Annotated in this window: 14 protein-coding genes; 7 read left to right on the top strand and 7 right to left on the bottom strand. The window is 54.2% G+C overall.

Features of this window, described 5'->3' with window-relative positions; translation table 11 throughout:
- Positions 1 to 130: 130 nt before the first annotated feature.
- The 4 genes from DDT52_RS15220 to DDT52_RS15205 form a co-directional block, all read right to left on the bottom strand.
- Positions 131 to 1141 (bottom strand): AI-2E family transporter, encoded by a 1011-nt coding sequence (locus tag DDT52_RS15220; protein WP_136157099.1) that lies wholly within the window; start codon positions 1139 to 1141, stop codon positions 131 to 133.
- A 245-nt stretch (positions 1142 to 1386) separates the two neighbouring features.
- Complete coding sequence (locus DDT52_RS15215) at positions 1387 to 2319, bottom strand: DUF4880 domain-containing protein (RefSeq protein WP_136157098.1); 933 nt, start codon at positions 2317 to 2319, stop codon at positions 1387 to 1389.
- Complete coding sequence (locus tag DDT52_RS15210; protein ID WP_136157097.1) at positions 2316 to 2840, bottom strand: sigma-70 family RNA polymerase sigma factor; 525 nt, start codon at positions 2838 to 2840, stop codon at positions 2316 to 2318. The genes DDT52_RS15215 and DDT52_RS15210 overlap by 4 nt, the downstream gene beginning before the upstream one ends.
- A gap of 97 nt (positions 2841 to 2937) precedes the next feature.
- The gene (locus tag DDT52_RS15205) at positions 2938 to 3714 is read right to left on the bottom strand and encodes a DeoR/GlpR family DNA-binding transcription regulator (protein ID WP_210732720.1); all 777 of its coding nucleotides are present in this window, start codon (positions 3712 to 3714) and stop codon (positions 2938 to 2940) included.
- 135 nt (positions 3715 to 3849) lie between these two features.
- Between DDT52_RS15205 and DDT52_RS15200 the strand changes: the two genes are divergently transcribed.
- From DDT52_RS15200 to DDT52_RS15185, 4 genes are read left to right on the top strand one after another with little or no spacing between them, the layout of a single operon-like run.
- The gene (locus tag DDT52_RS15200) at positions 3850 to 4827 is read left to right on the top strand and encodes an ABC transporter substrate-binding protein (protein WP_136157096.1); all 978 of its coding nucleotides are present in this window, start codon (positions 3850 to 3852) and stop codon (positions 4825 to 4827) included.
- A gap of 3 nt (positions 4828 to 4830) precedes the next feature.
- Positions 4831 to 6543: an ABC transporter permease gene (locus DDT52_RS15195; protein ID WP_210732719.1), complete on the top strand. Its 1713-nt coding sequence runs from the start codon at positions 4831 to 4833 to the stop codon at positions 6541 to 6543.
- Positions 6531 to 7562, top strand: a complete 1032-nt coding sequence (locus DDT52_RS15190) for an ABC transporter ATP-binding protein (RefSeq protein WP_136157095.1) — start codon at positions 6531 to 6533, stop codon at positions 7560 to 7562. Before DDT52_RS15195 ends, DDT52_RS15190 begins: the two co-directional genes overlap by 13 nt.
- Entirely contained in the window at positions 7559 to 8617 is a 1059-nt protein-coding gene (locus tag DDT52_RS15185; protein WP_136157094.1) for an MBL fold metallo-hydrolase, read from the top strand. The genes DDT52_RS15190 and DDT52_RS15185 overlap by 4 nt, the downstream gene beginning before the upstream one ends.
- A 43-nt stretch (positions 8618 to 8660) precedes the next feature.
- On the opposite strand, the gene DDT52_RS15180 is transcribed toward DDT52_RS15185, so the two are convergent.
- Entirely contained in the window at positions 8661 to 11039 is a 2379-nt protein-coding gene (locus DDT52_RS15180) for a TonB-dependent siderophore receptor (RefSeq protein WP_136157093.1), read from the bottom strand.
- A 551-nt stretch (positions 11040 to 11590) separates the two neighbouring features.
- Positions 11591 to 11983, bottom strand: a complete 393-nt coding sequence (locus DDT52_RS15175; RefSeq protein ID WP_109054590.1) for a transcriptional regulator — start codon at positions 11981 to 11983, stop codon at positions 11591 to 11593.
- Positions 11984 to 12766: 783 nt separating this feature from the next.
- On the opposite strand from DDT52_RS15175, the gene acs reads away from it, so the two are divergent.
- From acs to actP, 3 genes are all read left to right on the top strand, one after another.
- Positions 12767 to 14728, top strand: coding sequence for an acetate--CoA ligase (gene acs / locus DDT52_RS15170; protein WP_136157092.1), 1962 nt, complete (start codon positions 12767 to 12769; stop codon positions 14726 to 14728).
- A gap of 126 nt (positions 14729 to 14854) precedes the next feature.
- Positions 14855 to 15166, top strand: coding sequence for a DUF485 domain-containing protein (locus tag DDT52_RS15165; protein WP_109054592.1), 312 nt, complete (start codon positions 14855 to 14857; stop codon positions 15164 to 15166).
- Positions 15163 to 16821, top strand: coding sequence for a cation/acetate symporter ActP (gene actP / locus DDT52_RS15160; protein ID WP_136157091.1), 1659 nt, complete (start codon positions 15163 to 15165; stop codon positions 16819 to 16821). The genes DDT52_RS15165 and actP overlap by 4 nt, the downstream gene beginning before the upstream one ends.
- A gap of 65 nt (positions 16822 to 16886) precedes the next feature.
- On the opposite strand, the gene gntT is transcribed toward actP, so the two are convergent.
- The gene (gene gntT / locus DDT52_RS15155; RefSeq protein ID WP_109054594.1) at positions 16887 to 18221 is read right to left on the bottom strand and encodes a gluconate transporter; all 1335 of its coding nucleotides are present in this window, start codon (positions 18219 to 18221) and stop codon (positions 16887 to 16889) included.
- Between the last annotated feature and the right edge of the window lie 200 nt (positions 18222 to 18421).

Below are 18421 nucleotides of genomic sequence, written 5' to 3'. Positions count from 1 at the left end.
GTGTTGATTTTATCAGTCGGTGAAAATTAACAATGGGCCGTTCATGCGACATTGCAGAGGAAGAGAGAGATATATTGGGCGACAGAGACGGCAGCAGGCGATAAAAATATCCGCCTGCCGATACGAAGAATTAAATCAGGGCTGCTTCTTTCAGTTCGCTTTTCAGATAAGCGTAGTAGATTGGCGCGGCAATAACGCCCGAAAGCCCAAAAGCGGCTTCAAATACCAGCATGGCCAGCAGGATTTCCCATGCATGCGCTTTAATTCTGGTTCCGACGATCTGGGCGTTCAGAAAATATTCGAACTTGTGAATCAACATCAGATAGACCAGCGCGACCAGGGCAATCGGCAGGGAAATGGAGAGCGCAGAAAGAAAGACGATAGAATTGGAGATCAAATTACCGATAACCGGCAGCAGGCCAAAGACAAAGGTCAGGACCACCAGCGTCTTAGAAAACGGCAGGTGAATACCGAAACACGGCAATGCCCCCAGAATAAAAATGGCGGAAAGCACCGTATTGACCACAGAGATTTTGACCTGAGCAAAAACGATATTGCGAAATGATGCGGACAACAGGGCGACCCGGCGCAGAAGCTCCGCTTTAAGCAACGGTTTTTCTTCATCATCATCAACATTGTATAAAGAAATTATCGCCCCCAGCACCATACCAATCAGCATCGTGACGAAACCATGCAGAAAACTTTTCCCCATATTCTGCAAGATCACGATGTGCTGCTGAATCCATCGTAAGAATTCATGCTGAAGCTCTTCGACACTCACCGGCAGATATCCCGGTAAATAGAGCATCATCTGCCGCTGAATATCATTGAGGATATAGGCAATACGCATGTTGAAAGCGGTGGTATCTTTCATTTCCTGCATCAGCAAACCAACCAGACTGCCGAACAGCAGGCTCAACAGGCTGACAACCAACGTACTGATAATCGCCACGACCATCCAGCGCGCGCGTTTGCCGCTGATCACCCGTTGAAAATAAGGAGTCAACAAATTCACAATTTCATAAACGAGAAAACCGGCAATGAAACAAGCCAACAAACGCAACGGCAGCAAAATCAACAGGCCACCCATAACAAAGAAAAAGCTCAGAAATCGGGCTTGTTTCAAATTCAGTAACTGCATAATGACGTCCTGTATTCGTAAAATAACGCTAAATAAGAATGTACTGCCCTTCCAGTCCGTAGCGTCCTGAATATCTGGTTCGGGTATAAAAGCGATTTTTTTATGGCGGGCGTCCTGCCCGCCCCCCTCGGGCCGTCGCAAGCGACGTTGAAAATCGTTCCAGGCGGTTTTTCGCCCCATCCAGACAACAAACGGACGGGTGAAGGGGTATTTTTAGCGTTTTACTACAGAAACACCAGCGGGTTTTAACGCGAGCTGATATCAACCCACCAGGCAAAGCGTTTTGTCACTTTGATGGGGAGCGTGCGAACCAGCGCTTCAAGCAGGCGATCGCGCTCATGCAGCGGGAATACGCCGGAAATCCGTAGCCCGGCCACCTGCTTGCTCACGTGGAAATAGCCATGATGATAACGGGACACTTCATCAATCAACTGTATCAGCGGCATGTTATCCGCCACCAGCACGCCCGAGCGCCAACTCTGACGGAAATTATCGACGGGCACCGGGGCATCGCATCGATCGCGCGTAAAGGCGACCTGCTGACCCGCCGTCACCCGCTGTGTCAGCGCAGTGGTGCGCAATACCGCTTCGCCGCTGAATACGGATAAAAAACTCTGTGCCGGAGTGTAGCGTAACGCAATTTGGCACGGCTGCGGGGCATCGATCCTGCCATGTGCCGTCATCAGGGTGGTTGGCTGTGCCGTCCGGTTCTCCAGCATAAGCTCGCCCTGAACCAGTTTAAACGCCAATGCCCCCCCGTTACCCTGCTGATTCAGGGCTGAATCCGTATTCAGCCACACGGTCAGGCCATTGGCGATCGCCAATTCACGGGTTTCCCCCGTTCCGGTTCGGTAATCGGCGGCATAGCTTTCCCACGGCAGACTGAAACCGACGCCGCCGGTGACGCTGGCGATCGCCAACAGCTTGAGTATGCGTCTGCGATCGGCGCCGGGTTTATTCAGTACCGAAGAGGCCAGCTGTTTATCGACCGCATGAAAGCGCGCGTGAATCTGTTCAACCTGTTGCCAGGCCTGACGGTGTGTTTCGTCGCGCCCCAGCCACTGCCGCCAGGCCTGACGCTCAAATTCGGTGCACTCCTCATCATACAGAGTGGCGTACCATTCTGCCGCAGCATGAAAAACGTCTTTGGGAATATCGGATTTGATAGCGGAGATCATAGGTCCCGACAAAGCAGACAGTTGAGCATCGCCTGCGCCATGTATTTTTTCACCATCCGTTCAGAAACCGCCAGACGCCCGGCGACCTGCCTGTAAGTCAATCCGTCAAGATGAACCCACAGAAATGCCTGACGCACCTTGGCGGGCAGCGTCGCCAACATACGATCAATCTCAAGCAGGGCGTCAATGGTCATCGCCTGCTGTTCGAGCGAAGGGACAACGGCAGGCGCCTGCTCGGACAATACCTGTAGATAAGCGTTTTCGATGTCTTTACGCCGCCAGTAATTCACAACCAGACCGTGCGCTACCGTAGTAAGCCAGGCGCGGGGTTCCCGGATCTGTGTAGCTTGATGCTGGCTGATAAGACGTAAAAAGGTATCCTGCGCCAAATCGGCCGCCTGTTGTGAACACCCCAGACGTCGACGCAACCACGCCTGCAACCAGGAATGGTGTTCATGATAAATCTGCTGAACCAGTAACGATTCGGTCTGATTTACATCAGCAAACGCGGGATTATTCACGGGAACGGCTCAATATTATAACAATGAAATGATTTTCATTATCATTAATAATAAAGTCAATGAATATTCGCCGCGTATTCTCTCACGGTGACGCTGGTTAGCGATAAAAATCAGATTCCTGGCACAGCCAGCGCGTCGTCAGTCCCTGCAAGACGTCACGCTGCTGTTTTGATGGCGGCCGATCGCTGACGATATAGTGAAAATCGGCAATGGTGCCGTTTTGGCACAGGGCCGGGCGGCCAAACTTGGTGCTGTCCACCACCAGCACCTTTACCGCTGCGCCAGCCAGCAACGCATGGCGCGCCATCACCTCGTCATCATTGAAATCGTAGAGTTCTCCCGCTTCCCCCATGCCCCCGATTGACACCACGCCGATTGCCACCCGATAGCGGCTGAAAAACGTCAGCGCATCGCCGCCGATGACATCCAGATCCCGTTTGCGCACCTGCCCGCCGGCCACGGTCAATTCGCAACCGGGCAAACGGCTGAGCGCTTGCGCCGCATGCAGGTTATTGGTGAACGCCGTCAGCCGGGTGTGGGCAGGCAAGGCGCGGGCCGCCATCTCAACCGTGGTGCCGGTTCCCAGAAAACAGCTTTGGTATTCGCCAAGCAGCGCGGCAACCTGTTGCCCAATCCAGCGTTTACCACTGACATTGACGATTTCCCGTTGCTGATAGCCAATATTTTCCCGCGCAAAAGGCGCCACCAGACCGTGCCGGCGCAGCAGCAGACCCTGCTCGGTCAGTTCCCGCACATCGCTGCGCACGGTTTGCAGCGATACGCCGAAATGCGCGGCCAGTTGCTCAATACTTTGTTCCCCCTGCTCCGTCACCATCGTGGTAATAGCGCGACGGCGTGATTCCGGCGTCATCATTCTCTCCTTGTATTGATGCTTTGCGAAAACACTACAACGAAAATGTTAAATTATTACTACGAAATTAACTGGTCATATTTTTGTCAGATTCCCCTGTTTTAATTATTAAAACGAAATTCAAGGGGAATAAATGACATGTGTAAAAGAATAACGTTTGCCGCGTTGATACTGACGATGTTCGGTACTTCAGCGATGGCGAAAACCACACTGATGCTCTACACCAGTCAGCCCAATGAAGACGCCCAGATGACCGTCTCCGCCTTTGAACAGACGCATCCGGATATCAACGTTACCTGGATTCGCGACGGAACCACCAAACTCACCGCGCGCCTGCAAGCCGAACTGGCGGCAGGCGGCAGCTCGCCGGATGTGCTGTTGATCTCCGACAGCGTAACCATGGAGGCGCTCAGGCAGCAGGATCTGCTGGCGCCGTACAAATCGCCTGAAGCCTCCCGTTACGATCCCTCGCTCTATGAGGCCGATGGCTATTACTACGGCACCAAACTGATCACCACGGGCATCGCCTATCATCGTCAGGCGCCGGTCAAACCCGCTTCATGGCAGGATCTGCTTAAACCTGAACTGAAAAATATGACCACCATGCCCAGCCCGCTCTATTCCGGCGCGGCGCTTATCCATCTGGCGACGTTGACGAATAACCCGCAGTTGGGCTGGGACTATTACCAGAAGCTGAAAGAGAACGGCGCCATGCCTCAGGGCGGCAATGGCGCAGTGCTAAGCGCCATTGCCTCCGGCAGCAAAGCCTATGGCGTACTGGTGGATTTCATGGCTATCCGTGAAAAAGCCAAAGGCGCCCCGATTGAATTTCTGTTCCCGCAGGAAGGCGTAAGCATCGTGACCGAGCCGGTTGCTATGATGGCGAAAGCCAAAAACCCCGACGCCGCCAAAGCCTTTATTGATTTTGTCCTGTCGGAGCAGGGACAGCAGTTGGTCCTGAAGCAAGGCTATCTGCCGGCGCGCGCAGACTTGCCGGTGCCGGAAGGTTTCCCTGCGCGCGACCAAATCAAGCTGATAGCGTTCGACGCCGGCAAAGCATTGGCCGAGGCTGAACAGAACAAAACGCGCTTTGGTCAACTGTTCGGAACCCACTAAACCATGAGTAGTCTTGCCATGCGCTACCCTTCCAGCGGCAGCCCGCCAAAAGGATTACTCTGGCTGTTGCTCGGTCTGGTTTCGCTGCTCAGTCTGCTGCCCAGCCTGCGGCTGTTAATTTCGGCGCTGATTGACTGGCATCAGGGCAGCGACAGCAGCCTGTGGCGGGTGCTGTCCAGCCGCTCCACCTGGGTGGCGCTGTATAACAGTTTCTACACCAGCGGTCTGGGCACCTTGCTCTCCCTGCTGCTGGGCAGCCTTTTCGCCTTCTGTCTGGCGTTGACCGATATCCGCGCCAAACAGATCTGGGTATTCCTGTTTATGCTGCCGATGATGATCCCGCCTCAGGTCACCGCCCTGAGCTGGCTGCAACTGTTTGGGCCGAGCAGCATTTTGCTGAACAGCTTGAGCATGGCGCCCACCTTCGGCAGTTCCAACCCGCTTTACTCCGCTGAAGGGATAGCCCTGCTGCTCGGTATTCAGCATGCGCCGCTGGTGTTTCTGGCGCTGCGCACCCAGTTGCTCTGCCTGCCCAAAGAGCAGATTGAAGCCGCCCGCCTGAATGGGGCTTCGCTGTGGCGGGTGTTCTGCGACATTGTGCTGCCATTGTGCCGTACCGCGCTGTGGGCGGGCGGCGCCATCGCCTTCGTGTCGGCGCTGGGCAACTTCGGTATTCCCGCCATGCTGGGTATCCCTATTTCCTACTTTGTGCTGCCGACGCAGATTTATCAGACCATGGCCAGTTTCGGCCCCACGATGCTCAATCAGGTGGCGGCGCTGTCGGTACTAATGGGCGTGCTGGCGATAGGGATCGTCATGTTGCAAGGGCGATTACAGCAACGCCATGCGCTGCCGCTTATCGGAATGGCCGGTCGTGCGCTGGCGTTTCGCCTTGGTACATGGCGTTGGTCAACGGAGCTGATGCTGGCTGTTGTTCTGTTTATGATTCTGATTGCGCCGCTGCTGGCATTAATCGCGACCTCGCTGGTGCCCACGCTGGGCGTACCGTTGAATGGCGATACCCTGACCTTTGCCGCCTACGGCACCATGCTGGAAGGACAAAGCGCCACCTGGCGCGCGCTGACGAACAGTATGCTGCTGTCGGTTTCGGCGGCCTTCGTGCTGATGCTGCTGAGCCTGCCGCTAGCCTACCTGCTGGTACGTTACCCCAGCCGGTCGTTACGCTGGCTGCACAACGCCATCGATATTCCTTACACCCTGCCCGGCGTGGTGCTGGCGATAGCTTTCATTCTGCTGTTCGCCCGCCCGCTTCCCATCGTGGAGATCGCGCTGCACGGAACGCTGGCGATCATTTTTCTGGCTTATCTGGCGCGTTTCCTCACCGTCTGCCTCAAGCCGATCCACAGCGGCATGTTGCAGTTGGATCCGGCGATGGAAGAGGCGGCCAGTCTGGCCGGGGCCAACTTTTCGCAACGGCTGCGCCATATCGTCCTGCCGCTGCTGGCGCCGGCAGCCTTTGCCGGGGCGCTGCTGGTATTTCTGACCGCGGTCAACGAACTGACCGTCTCGGCCCTGCTGTGGAGCGCCGGCAGTGAAACGCTCGGCGTGGTGATTTTCAATCTGGACGAGAGCGGCAACAAAGTGCTGGCCTCCGCGGTTTCCGTGATGGTGGTCGGACTGGTCGCGCTGGTTATGTTGCTGCTGAGCGGCCTGGGCCGCTATCTTCCCAAAGGAGTGATCCCGTGGCAGAACTGAAACTGGAGCAGATCAATAAATGGTTCGGCGAACAGGCCGTGGTGCGCGATCTGAGCCTGACGATTCCTCAGGGGGATTTCACCGCGTTGCTCGGCCCCAGCGGTTGCGGTAAGACCACGACCTTGCGCATTCTGGCCGGACTGGAACAACTCAGTCAGGGACGGGTACTGCTGGGCGATAGAATTCTGGCAGACCAACAGCGGCATCTGCCGCCCGAAGCGCGCAACATGGGGATGGTGTTCCAATCCTATGCCCTGTGGCCGCATATGACGGTGGCGGAAAACGTGGGTTACCCGCTGAGGCTGAAGAAGGTTAATGGCGCCGCGCGACAAAAACGCATCATGGAAGCGTTGGAGGTGGTCGAACTCGGCGCCTACGCCGACCGCTCCCCGCAGGATCTCAGCGGTGGTCAGCGCCAGCGTGTTGCGTTGGCGCGCTGTCTGGTGTCAGAACCGCAGGTGATGCTGCTGGATGAACCCCTGGCCAATCTGGACCGGCACCTGCGCGCCACCATGGAGCAGACCTTCCGTGATTTTCACCGCCGTACCGGCGCCACTTTTATCTATGTCACCCACGATCAGGCCGAGGCGATGGCGTTAGCCAGCCATATCGCGGTAATGCATCAGGGGAAACTGATGCAGTGGGGTTCTCCCCAGCAACTGTATCAATATCCGCAAAACGCCTGGGTGGCGCGCTTCATTGGCAAAGGCAGCGTATTAACGTTGCCTGTGGCCGCCGACGCCGCCCGGCTGGATGGCGCGCAGTTGCATCGCGGGCTGGAACAGACTTCTGTCGCCTATTCACGTCAACCGATTCTGATTCGTCCTGAACATGTGGAGGTCGCCGCCAGCGGGTTGGCCGCTCAGGTGGAGAGCTGCATTTATCAGGGGGAACGCTATCTGCTGCAACTGCGCCTGAACGACGGCCAGCCGCTGACCGCTTATCATGACGCCCCGCTGAGCGAGCAACAGTCCGTTGCGGTGCGCCTGCATCAAGGCTGGCGGCTGGAGGCGGCATGAGCGTCAGTATCGATATTCTTAGCGGTCAGCACGGCAAGGCGCCGGCGGCCATACTGGTGACCACGCCGTCGCAGCGCATACTGCTCGATGCAGGCGGCGCGCTGGAGCCGGATGACGAACCGTGGCCGATACCTGACGATCTTGATGCGATCCTGTTGAGCCATGACCATGAGGATCACATCGGCGGTTTGACGCGCCTGCCGCCACAGACGCCGGTATATTGCACCGGCATCACGGCTCAGGCTCTGCCCTCTGGGCTGGATGTGCGGATAATTCCCGTTCGCGGCCAGTTCGGCCTGGGGCCGTTGACCGTCACCACCGGCAGCAGCGGTCATGCCTACGGCGGAGTCTGGTTTCATCTGAACATGTCTGGCGGACTGTTTTACAGCGGCGATATCAGCCTGGAATCCGCGTTGTTCCGCTTCGACAGACCGCCCGCGGCGCGGCTGGCGCTGGTGGACGCGTCCTACGGTTTGTATGACGTCGCCCAGAACCAGCAGCGGGAAGCGCTGCTGGCGCAGTTGGTTCAGCCAGCGCTATGTCCGGTGCCGCCCTCCGGACGGGCGGTGGAAATGGCCTTGCTGCTGGCGCGTCGCAACGCAACCGGAATGACGCTGGATACGCCTTGCCGCGCCATGCTGGAGAGGATGGCGGAGCATGACGACGGCAGCCTGCAACCCGGCGTGCAAGCCGAACTGCAAAGTCTGGCGCGAACACTGCCGCCTTTTTCGCCGGAAATGCCGCTGCTGCTGGCCGCCAATCCTGATGGACAGAGCGGCACTGCCGGCGAACTGCGGGCACAGCCTGACTTCAGTCACCGTATTTTATTCACCGGCCATCTCAATCACCGGGCCCGGCGGCAGTGGCTGGCAGGCGAGGTCGATTTCTACCGCTGGAACGTACACCCGACGCGGCGTTGCCTGCAACAACTTGTCGGCATGCTGGAATGCCGCCATCTGGCGCCGCTGTTTACCCCTCTTGACAGCACAGCCGACTGGGGGCAAGCACTGGGATGCGACATCATCGATTGGCCAGCGATCAGGATGGAATCATGATGCCGGTCAAGTGACCGGCATCATCCCTTCATACGCAAGCGGGTTACCAGCGATAGCTGATATTCGCGCTGACGTTGCGCCCTTCTCCGTAGTAACACCAGTAGTTACAGGCGCTGACGTACTCATGATTCGCCAGGTTGGTGGCATTGACCTGTAGCCGCCAGTCTTTGCTGAAATCGTAGGCGATCATGGCATCCCACAGCGTGTAGGCAGGCACTTTCATAGCGGCGGTATTCTCAATATCGCCGTAAGAACTGCCGACATAGCGAATCCCGCTGCCGACCGTTAACCCTTCCAGCGGTCCTTTAAAGGCATACGTTGCCCAACCGGAAACAATGTGTTCGGGCAATCCGGGCAAGCGATTCCCCTTCTCCCCTACCGTACCGGATTTCGTGGTTTTCACTTCGTTATAGGTGTAGTTGGCCGTCAGCGTCAGCCCGGAATACACTTCACCGCTGAATTCCAATTCAACACCGCGGGAGCGCGCCTCACCTGCCTGAATGGTTCGGCTTGGATTCGCCGGATCGGTGGTCTTGACGTTTTTCTGTTCCAGATTGAACAAGGCAAGGGAAGCATATCCGTTGAATCCTTCCGGCGTATATTTCACCCCGGCCTCTGTCTGCTGCCCTTCTTCCGGAACATAGGGGCGGCCATACCCATCAAGACCAGACACCGGCAGGAACGACTCGGAGTAACTCACATACGGTGAGAGTCCATTATCAAACAGATACATCACCCCGGCGGTTTTCGTAAATTTCGAGTCATCCGTGCGCGTATCCGCTCCTGACGTCAGATCGCGATCGCGGGATTTCGCCACATCGTAACGTCCGCCCAGCAGGAAGATGAGCCGCTCATTATATTTAATCTGGTTCTGAATGTAGTATCCCGTCTGATGACGTCCTGAACGGTGATCGAACAGATCATCGTCCCCCGGTGGCGTATAGTCGCCATATACGGGATTAAAAATATCGATTGGCGCACCGAAGGAATACAGATTCGCATCGCGGCTTTGGGTATTGGCACGACGATAGTCCACACCTAATAACAGCGTGTTTTCAATGTCGTCGAACTGCCACTCTCCGACCAGACGGTTATCCGTCGCCCAGTTCTGCGCAAAGCCATCGCGGTAAGTCAGGCCGCGGTTGGCAAGACGATCGCTGCCATCAACCATCCCCAGCACGTAAGCGCCGCGCAGATCCATATTCAGATAGGTGTAATTCAGGTTCTGATGGAACGTCCAGGTATCATTGACATGGTGAGTCAATTCATAGCCAAGATTAAACTGACGGGTATTGTGATGATTAATACCGGGTTCACCCAGCGAGGTTTTATAGCCTACTTTGCCAAACGGGGTATTCTGTAACGTACCATACGGCAGTTTGAAGCCGTTGGTCATACCGGACTGAGTATCCATATAGCTCGCCAGTACGGTAAGTTCGGTATCTTCTCCCAGGAAAGTCATGCTGGGCGCCAGATAGAAGCGTTTGCTGTCCGCAAAATCCACTTCGCCGGACGTGTCGCGCGCCAGCGCCACCACGCGATACAACACCGTACCGTCATCATTCAGCGGACCGGCGCTATCGACCGCCAGATGGCGATAGTCGTTAGAGCCGTATTCCACTTCTATCTGCCCTTGCGGTAAACGCGTCGGACGTTTGGTAATAACGTTGATCAACCCTCCCGGCGGGTTTTGTCCGTAAAGCACCGAAGCAGGACCTTTCAGCACTTCAATACGCTCAACGCCAAACGGCTCCAGCTGCTGTCCATAAAAACCGTCTTCATTCAGCGTCGCCAGGCCATTTTGGAAACGGGACTGATCGCTAAACCCACGAATAGTGACCCATTCAGCCTTATTGTCCGGCCCGTAAGGCGTCGCCAGAATACCGGCGCTATAGCGCAAAGCCTGATCAATCTTTTTCGCATCGCGCTCCTGAATCTGCGTATCAGTCACCACGGAGACGGACCGCGGCGTTTCCGATAGGGGAACATCCAGCTTCAGCGCCGTATTAGGTGGTGACGTTACGATAATTTGTTCGTTTTTAGGTGGCGCGGCTACCGTCGCGGGAACAGACGCCTGAGCAGCTTGCGGCACCAGTGTTACGCTGCCGTCGGCACTGTATTGCGCGACCAGACCGCTATCGCCGAGAATGTGCTGAAATCCCTGATCGACACGGTAACTGCCTTGTAATCCCGTACTGCTTTTCCCCGCCGCCAATGCCGGATCATAAGCAAGCAACACACCCGCCTGTTGTGCGAACTGGTTTAATACCTGGTTAAGCGGACCGGCCGGTACCGCATAGGATTGAACGGTTGCCACAGAGGCGGCGTGCACGGACATGACAGGCAGAGTCACACCGAAAGCCGCGCCTAACACCGCCACTCGTAAGGCACGGGCCAACAAGTGAGTACGAAATCTTGCCATGCATTTATCCCCTTTATCCTGATGAATTATGGTTTTCAGAAGATATGCCAACTGAACGCATGCCAGGGGGAACCCAAAATCGAAAAATATCGGCAATATTTTCTCGATGCGACGATCCGTCCCATCAATCCAACAGCAAAAAATAGTGAATTGATAGCAGGGTGTAATAAAAACTTCTTAATAAACCAATAAATTAAGAAACATCAATCGCTATTCTGGGAAACAGTAAGAAGTCAGACCCGCCAATGATTTTATTGACAGGCAATACCGTGAGACCGGGGATCGCCGCAATATATACAATCAGGCGAATAATGGGAAAAGCGGACAATCAAACAACACAATCTGAAGGTATGGCGACATGAAGATAATTATAAATCATCTGGCCGGTGACCAAATCAATATAGCCGGAAGCGACCGTATGATATCAACGCAACCGATTACTATTGATCGCATTACTCTGTTTTATCATAGTAACAATTTTACTTTTGACGATATTTTTCACTAAAAGTAGCGTTATATCCTCAACCGGTTGACCGCATCATCAATGGTGTTCAGGAGGCCAGGTTTGTCGTAGGCTCCGGCGATTCCTGGTTCAGGATCAGCAATGACAATACACGGTTTTCAACGTTCAATTTAGAAAAAGACAGCGTACTCAACTGGTTCTTGGCAAAACCGTCGGACAGCAGGTCGGATACGACGCGAGTGCTTAATACATCAGAATTCGTCATAAAGTCCTGATAGGCAAATTTAACATTAATTGGCAGCACATCATCAATGGAAACCTGCGTATTCATTTCAGAACGGAGTCCAAAGTGGGCATTAAATGCTGAATTGGCGCATACCACTTTGCACTTTTCATCAATGACGGCCACAGCACGCCGATCGTTCTCAACAGGTTGGCTTAGCATGCTGATGATCTCATTCCTGCCAAATATCAGACTCATTATTTCCTCTGCTTCATGCTATGTAGAAGGTATCGCTCAGCACTGCTGGTGCAACTATCGCCCACAGCAAGCAATCGATCGATAAGCATCAAACTCACCGGAGCTCGCAGGGCTCCGGCGCAGTGTAGTTATCTAAATTGTTTAGTTTTCAAAACCGGATCTTACTGAATAAAAACAAAAAAATAACAGTTAGCTTTTTCTTCTGTTCGACTGACGCAGTCATTTGTTTCAGCGGCTTGGTGAGCACCGATTTTGCTGCTCGTCCGCCTTTATAATTTGTGGATTATCTATAACTATTTACCCGTTGATAATCAGATAAGTCTATTTTTCAGGCCTACCGATACACAACGTAAAAACAAAAACGCAACATTTTAATTCATCCATTCAGGCAAATAGTCGAAACTGATAGAAATATACATCGAACAGTATTGCCACTATCGGCTGAATAAGAGGGATCTTTATACCTTTTGATCGTATAGGGCGATCAAAAACTTAATAACAATAGACACAACCTATTGAAAACAATAAATTGATCGTTAGAGCCCTTATTGATAAACACTTTACGTCTTCCATTTTCATATTGTGACGCGTATCACTTATCTCATTCGGCCCCTCACATGACAAATTGGCTATTTCATGAACAGTTTGGCTATCTTTTAAGTAATCCCTCGCTGCTTTTCCTCCGTTGCGTGATCCATCGCGCAAAAAAGAAACAAATATGATCGGTTAACCACACTTAACCATCTATTGACATATCATTAACATGTTTAAGGAGAAGCGTACATGACTCAACATAATAAACACTCTATCCCTACCGCAATTGCGGAAAATGCACTGATAAACGCCGACAAATATAAAAAAATGTATCAACATTCCGTTGACGATCCTGCGTCCTTCTGGGGTGAACAAGGGAAAATCGTCGATTGGATCAAACCTTATCGGCAAGTCAAAAACACGTCATTCGATCCCGGGCACATCCGTATCCGTTGGTTCGAGGATGGTACATTAAATGTAGCGGCCAACTGTCTGGATCGCCATCTCGCCGAACATGGCGATCAAACGGCGATCGTTTGGGAAGGCGATGACGCAAAAGAAAGCAAAAAGATCACTTACCGGGAATTACACCGCTCCGTTTGCCGCTTCGCCAATGTCCTGAAGTCTCTGGGGGTCAAAAAAGGCGACGTGGTCGCCATCTACATGCCGATGGTGCCGGAAGCCGCCGTGGCGATGCTGGCCTGTGCGCGTATTGGCGCTATCCACTCGGTTATTTTTGGCGGTTTCTCACCCGAAGCGATCGCCGGGCGAATCATTGACTCCAGCGCCAGGCTGGTGATCACTGCGGATGAAGGCATCCGTGCCGGGCGCGTTATCCCGCTCAAGAAAAATATTGATGAAGCGCTGAAAAACCCCGGCGTCAAAACCATTACCAACGTCATCGTTTTCCGTCGCACCGGCAAGCAGGGAGAGTGGCAGACCGGGCGCGATCTCTGGTGGCACGATCTGATCGAACAAGCCGACGATCATTGCCCGCCGGAAGAGATGAATGCCGAGGATCCGCTGTTTATCCTTTACACCTCCGGCTCGACCGGTAAGCCCAAAGGGGTACTGCATACCACCGGAGGCTATCTGGTTTATGCGGCGCTGACGTTCAAATACGTCTTTGATTACCATCCTGGCGATATCTACTGGTGTACGGCGGACGTCGGCTGGGTGACGGGTCACAGCTATCTGCTTTACGGCCCACTGGCCTGTGGCGCCATTACGCTGATGTTTGAAGGCGTTCCCAACTGGCCGGACGCACGCCGCATGGCGCAGGTCGTCGACAAGCATCAGGTCAATATTCTCTATACCGCGCCAACGGCTATCCGCGCGCTGATGGCCGAAGGCGACAAGGCGATTGAAGGCACCTCACGCGAATCCCTGAAGATCATGGGTTCCGTCGGCGAACCGATTAACCCGGAAGCCTGGGAGTGGTACTTCAACAAGATCGGCAATGGAAAATGTCCGATCGTTGATACCTGGTGGCAGACAGAAACAGGGGGCTTCATGATCACGCCCCTGCCCGGTGCCATTGAAGCCAAAGCCGGTTCCGCAACGCGTCCTTTTTTCGGCGTTCAACCCGCGCTGGTGGATAATCTCGGCAACCCGCAGGAGGGTGTCTGCGAAGGCAATCTGGTGATCATCGATTCCTGGCCCGGTCAGGCAAGAACGCTATTCGGCGATCACGACCGGTTCGAGCAAACCTATTTCTCCACCTTCAAGGGGATGTACTTCAGCGGCGATGGCGCCCGCCGTGACGAAGACGGCTACTACTGGATCACCGGCCGGGTTGATGATGTGCTCAACGTTTCCGGCCATCGCCTCGGTACGGCGGAAATCGAGTCTGCGCTGGTCGCTCACCCGAAAATCGCCGAAGCCGCGGTGGTCGGTATTCCTCACAATATGAAAGGTCAGGCTATCTATGCCTATATCACGCTGAACCACGGCGAAGAGCCTTCCAGTGAGCTATATACCGAAGTCCGTAACTGGGTTCGCAAAGAGATCGGTCCGATCGCGACACCAGACATTCTCCACTGGACAGACTCTTTGCCAAAAACACGATCCGGCAAAATTATGCGCCGGATTCTACGCAAAATCGCGGCGGGCGACACCAGTAATCTGGGAGATACCTCCACGCTGGCCGATCCTGGCGTCGTCGAAAAACTGCTGGAAGAAAAGCAGGCCATGAGCACTTCCGCCCAATGATCATTTGACTCAATGCGCGCTTCACACACCACCGAGCCTGATAGTGGTTCGATGGTGTGCGGCCGGCCTTAAGCCAAACCACCTGAGTGTGGCTGCGATCAATCAATAGTTTACTGGAGACTTACGATGAATGATGCCATTTATCAACGGATTGAAAGTAATCCTCTGTTTAGAGAACTGGTGAACAAACGACAGCGCTTTGCCACGATCCTTTCCCTGATCATGCTGGTGCTCTATGTCGGTTTTATTCTGCTGATCGCGTTTGCTCCTGATTGGCTGGGCACCCCGATCGGTCCGGGATCGAGCATAACGCGCGGAATCCCGATTGGCGTGGGTCTGATTGTGGCGTCCTTTGTGTTAACGGGCATCTATGTCTATCGCGCCAATGGTGAATTTGATCGCCTGACCAGACAGTTATTGAGTGAGGTAAAGCAATGAAAACACGTTTCATGATGCTGCCCGGACTGCTCGCTTTATCTCCAGCGGCATTGGCTGCCGATGCCCTGACGGGCGACGTTCAGCGTCAACCGTTGAACATTCAGGCGATAGTGATGTTTCTGCTGTTTGTCGGCGCCACGCTCTATATCACCTATTGGGCCTCCAAACGGACGCGCTCACGCAGTGATTACTATACGGCGGGCGGCAACATTACCGGATTTCAGAACGGATTAGCTATCGCGGGCGACTATATGTCAGCCGCCTCCTTTCTGGGAATTTCGGCGCTGGTGTACACCTCTGGCTACGATGGACTGATCTACTCGCTCGGTTTCCTGGTGGGCTGGCCGATCATCCTGTTCCTGATCGCCGAACGTCTGCGCAACCTGGGTCGTTACACCTTTGCCGACGTGGCATCGTATCGTCTGCAACAGCGTCCGATTCGCAGCCTGTCGGCCTGTGGCTCACTGGTGGTGGTCGCGCTTTACCTCATCGCCCAGATGGTTGGGGCGGGCAAACTCATCGAATTGCTGTTCGGTCTCAACTATCATGTCGCGGTCATTCTGGTCGGGATCCTGATGGTCATGTACGTGATGTTTGGCGGTATGCTGGCCACCACCTGGGTACAGATTATCAAAGCGGTTCTGCTGCTGTTCGGTGCAACCTTTATGGCTGTTATGGTGATGAAATCCGTCAACTTCAGCTTCGACGCCTTGTTCAAACAGGCGATGGCGGTTCACCCGAAAGGCGCGGCCATCATGAGCCCCGGCGGTCTGGTTTCCGATCCGATCTCCGCTCTGTCGCTGGGGCTGGGATTAATGTTCGGTACGGCGGGTTTACCGCATATCCTGATGCGTTTCTTCACCGTCAGCGATGCGAAAGAGGCCCGGAAAAGCGTGTTTTTCGCCACCGGATTTATGGGTTATTTCTATTTTCTGACCTTTATTATCGGCTTTGGCGCCATCCTGCTGGTCAGCGCCAATCCGTCGTTCAAAGACGCGACCGGCGCCTTGATCGGTGGTAACAACATGGCGGCCGTGCATCTGGCTGACGCGGTGGGCGGTAACTTCTTCCTGGGTTTCATCTCTGCCGTTGCCTTTGCGACCATTCTGGCGGTCGTTGCCGGGTTGACGCTGGCGGGCGCATCGGCGGTGTCCCATGACCTCTATTCCAATGTGCTCAAGAAAGGGAAAGCCACCGAGCGGGACGAACTGAAGGTATCGAAAATCACCGTACTGGTGCTGGGAGTCGTGGCGATCGCACTGGGAATTCTGTTCGAGAATCAGAATATCGCCTTCATGGTGGGCCTGGCCTTTTCTATCGCGGCGAGCTGTAACTTCCCAATCATCATCATCTCCATGTACTGGTCGAAGCTCACCACGCGGGGGGCGATGATCGGCGGCTGGGCGGGACTCCTGACGGCGGTGATACTGATGATTCTGGGGCCGACGGTATGGGTGACAATTCTCGGTCATGCGGCGCCGATTTATCCGTATGAATACCCGGCGCTATTCTCCATGCTGGTTGCTTTTATCGGCATCTGGCTATTCTCGATTACGGACAACTCCGAAGCGGGTGCGCAGGAACGCGCCCGTTTCCACTCACAGTTTGTGCGCTCACAGACCGGCGTGGGGGCGTCACGCAGCAGTTCTCACTGATTACCGCCCCGGTATCCCGATCTTACCTCACGCTACGGGGCATCGCCCCGTAGCGTCTTTCAGCGTTAGATAACCATATTCAACAGTAAACAGCCTACCAGCCCGCAAACCGCAATAATGGTTTCCAGCGCCGACCACGACTTCATGGTTTCAACGATGGTCAGATTAAAATACTCTTTGAACAACCAGAAGCCAGGATCGTTTACGTGGGAGAAGATCACGCTGCCGGAGCCAACGGCCAACACCATCAGTTCCGGGCTCACGCCGGTGATAGCCAGCATCGGCGCAACAATCCCGCCGGCCGTCATGGCTGCTACGGTTGCAGACCCCAATGCCAGACGCAACGCGGCGGCAATCGCCCATCCCATTAACAGCGGCGACAGCGTGCTGTTCGCCATCAATGTTTCGATATATTTTGCCACGCCGCCATCAACCAGAATCTGTTTGAAGGCGCCGCCGCCGCCGATAATCATCAGCATCATGGCGATGATCTTGATCGAATCGCTGATGGTATCCATCACCTGTTCCATCGTGCGGCCGCGGTTAAGACCGAAGGTAAAGATGGCGACTAATACGGCAATCAGGGTTGCCATGACCGGATCGCCCAGAAATTCTGCGTAAGACAGCAACGCATGACCTTTGGGTAACGTCATTTCAGCGACGGCGCGGCCGGCCATTAGAATAACCGGAATCAGCGTGGTCGTTACGCTGATGCCAAAACCAGGCATTTCACTGTCGGTAAAGACTTTCGGGTTGTGCAATCCTTCTGGAATCGGCTTATCGATTCCCCGCAGGAAGCGAGCATAAACCGGGCCGGCCAGGATCACTGTCGGAATAGCGATCAACGTCCCGTACAACAAGGTTTTTCCCATATCAGCTTTAAAAATAATACTGATGGCGGTCGGGCCGGGATGAGGCGGCAATAGCGCATGGGTTACCGATAAAGCGGCAGCCATTGGCACACCGATAAATAACAGCGGAATACGCGCCGCTGCCGCAATCGTAAAGACCAACGGCAATAACAGTACGAAACCGACTTCATAGAACAGGGCAAAACCGACAACAAATCCGGTCAGCACCACAGCCCACTGGATGTGTCCCTTACCAAATTTATCAATCAGCGTGGTGGCGATTCGCTGGGCGCCCCCGCAATCGGCCAGTAATTTGCCCAACATGGCGCCGAACCCCATGATCAGGGCCAGACTTCCCAGCGTGCCGCCGACGCCGTTCTTAATAGAGGCAATGACGCCATTGACGTTGAAGGAACCCTGTGTGGTATAGCCGAGGGCAAGACCAACAGCCAGCGAAACCAGGATCAATGAAATGAAACCGTTCAACTTGCAACGGATCATCAGTAGCAGTAGTAGGGCCACGCCAATCGCTACAATGATTAATGGCATAATAATTCTCCGATATATGTATCGTACAAATCTGATTCGACTATTGTAGGCAGATATAAAAACGGCTATTTTTCATAAATATAGCGCCGTATTTTTCTATAGCGGGCTCGCTATTCCTGCCAGCCGCCCGATGGGCCAACGCTACGTATTGTTAAAGATTTCTTCCTGAAATTTTTTATGTTTTATCTGCAATAACCAAT

The sequence above is a fragment of the Brenneria roseae subsp. roseae genome (genome assembly GCF_003115845.1).
In the GTDB taxonomy this organism is placed as follows: Bacteria; Pseudomonadota; Gammaproteobacteria; order Enterobacterales; family Enterobacteriaceae; genus Brenneria; species Brenneria roseae.
Note: the sequence above shows the minus strand (reverse complement) of the source record. Positions and strands in the feature narration are given on the sequence as shown.

Excerpts from the sequence above, each read along its gene's own strand:
- DDT52_RS15185 (WP_136157094.1), top strand. The coding sequence starts at position 7,559 with ATGAGCGTCAGTATCGATATTCTTAGCGGTCAGCACGGCAAGGCGCCG.
- DDT52_RS15205 (WP_210732720.1), bottom strand. The coding sequence starts at position 3,714 with ATGATGACGCCGGAATCACGCCGTCGCGCTATTACCACGATGGTGACG.
- DDT52_RS15175 (WP_109054590.1), bottom strand. The coding sequence starts at position 11,983 with ATGAGTCTGATATTTGGCAGGAATGAGATCATCAGCATGCTAAGCCAA.
- gntT (WP_109054594.1), bottom strand. The coding sequence starts at position 18,221 with ATGCCATTAATCATTGTAGCGATTGGCGTGGCCCTACTACTGCTACTG.
- DDT52_RS15180 (WP_136157093.1), bottom strand. The coding sequence starts at position 11,039 with ATGGCAAGATTTCGTACTCACTTGTTGGCCCGTGCCTTACGAGTGGCG.
- DDT52_RS15215 (WP_136157098.1), bottom strand. The coding sequence starts at position 2,319 with ATGATCTCCGCTATCAAATCCGATATTCCCAAAGACGTTTTTCATGCT.
- DDT52_RS15200 (WP_136157096.1), top strand. The coding sequence starts at position 3,850 with ATGTGTAAAAGAATAACGTTTGCCGCGTTGATACTGACGATGTTCGGT.
- actP (WP_136157091.1), top strand. The coding sequence starts at position 15,163 with ATGAAAACACGTTTCATGATGCTGCCCGGACTGCTCGCTTTATCTCCA.
- DDT52_RS15195 (WP_210732719.1), top strand. The coding sequence starts at position 4,831 with ATGAGTAGTCTTGCCATGCGCTACCCTTCCAGCGGCAGCCCGCCAAAA.
- DDT52_RS15220 (WP_136157099.1), bottom strand. The coding sequence starts at position 1,141 with ATGCAGTTACTGAATTTGAAACAAGCCCGATTTCTGAGCTTTTTCTTT.
- acs (WP_136157092.1), top strand. The coding sequence starts at position 12,767 with ATGACTCAACATAATAAACACTCTATCCCTACCGCAATTGCGGAAAAT.
- DDT52_RS15165 (WP_109054592.1), top strand. The coding sequence starts at position 14,855 with ATGAATGATGCCATTTATCAACGGATTGAAAGTAATCCTCTGTTTAGA.